Genomic DNA, 983 nt, shown 5'->3' with positions numbered 1-983 from the left:
CTCATCGGCCCTCCGGGCAAAAAGTCCGAAGGTACCGGGTTGCGGAAATTCGAAATGCGTTTCGGGCCGGCGCCTGACACAACACTGAGCCCGCTACGTGGCTCGATTACGCCGATCCCGAGGTGGCTCCAATACGCCGATCATCGAGTGGCCCGATTGCGCCGATCATGCACTGGCTCGATTGCGGCGAACATCCGGTGGCTCGATTACGCCGATCCCGGAATGGCTCGAATATGCCGGTCAGTGACAACCTGAAAGCAGCATTGCCGTGAGTATCAGGTGTCAACGATGTCCTCATACATGTGTCAATCATGTCTCCAGTCTGTACACGGCGGCAAAGAAAGGAGGCAAAGAAAGCCGCTCAAACCGCCAGCGCCTGCCACGGTTCACCTCGCGCCGTTGATGGTGAATGGCTCCGGAGCGTCTGTCACCTCGCACCACCATAGTTAGTGACAAGGCGCTCATTCATCCCGCTGCACGCTTCGCGCGCTGCGGTTGGGGCTGCAAGGGAAACCGGGTGGCACGCCTGAGCACTCCCGAGAACTCATGTGCCCCGCCGGTTTTTGGTTATGCCCTTCGGTGCGCGGAGCGCCGCCGGACGGATGACTGCCTTGTCACTAACTTTGAAGGTGCGGGGTGACAGACGCTCCGGAGCCATTCACCATTAACGGCGAGATGTGAACCGTGGCAGGCGCTGGCGGTTTGAGCGGCTTTCTTTGCCTCCTTTCTTTGCCGCGGTGTACAGACCGGAGACATGATTGACAGGTGTATGGGGACATGGTTGACACTTTTGGGCAACCCAACGCCCGAATCCATCCATGCCCTGGAATGTAAAAGACACCATGAGCCTCAGACAGGAATTCGTCAGTCTGGCAGCCGCACAGAGCCTGCCCTTCAGTGAGCTGTGCCGGCGTTTCAACATCAGCCGCCAGACCGGCTACAAATGGCTTGAACGCCATCGCGACGAAGGCCCGGCGGGTCTG

At 59.2% G+C, this 983-nt stretch carries 1 protein-coding gene; it reads left to right on the top strand.

The window, feature by feature from the left end:
* Nucleotides 1–818 precede the first annotated feature (818 nt).
* A partial coding sequence (locus M3I56_RS40670; protein WP_254356598.1) for a helix-turn-helix domain-containing protein occupies nucleotides 819–983 on the top strand: 165 nt, incomplete at its 3' end.

Source organism: Paraburkholderia sp. CNPSo 3281, assembly GCF_024206515.1.
GTDB classification, from domain to species: Bacteria; Pseudomonadota; Gammaproteobacteria; order Burkholderiales; family Burkholderiaceae; genus Paraburkholderia; species Paraburkholderia nodosa.
Note: the sequence above shows the minus strand (reverse complement) of the source record. Positions and strands in the feature narration are given on the sequence as shown.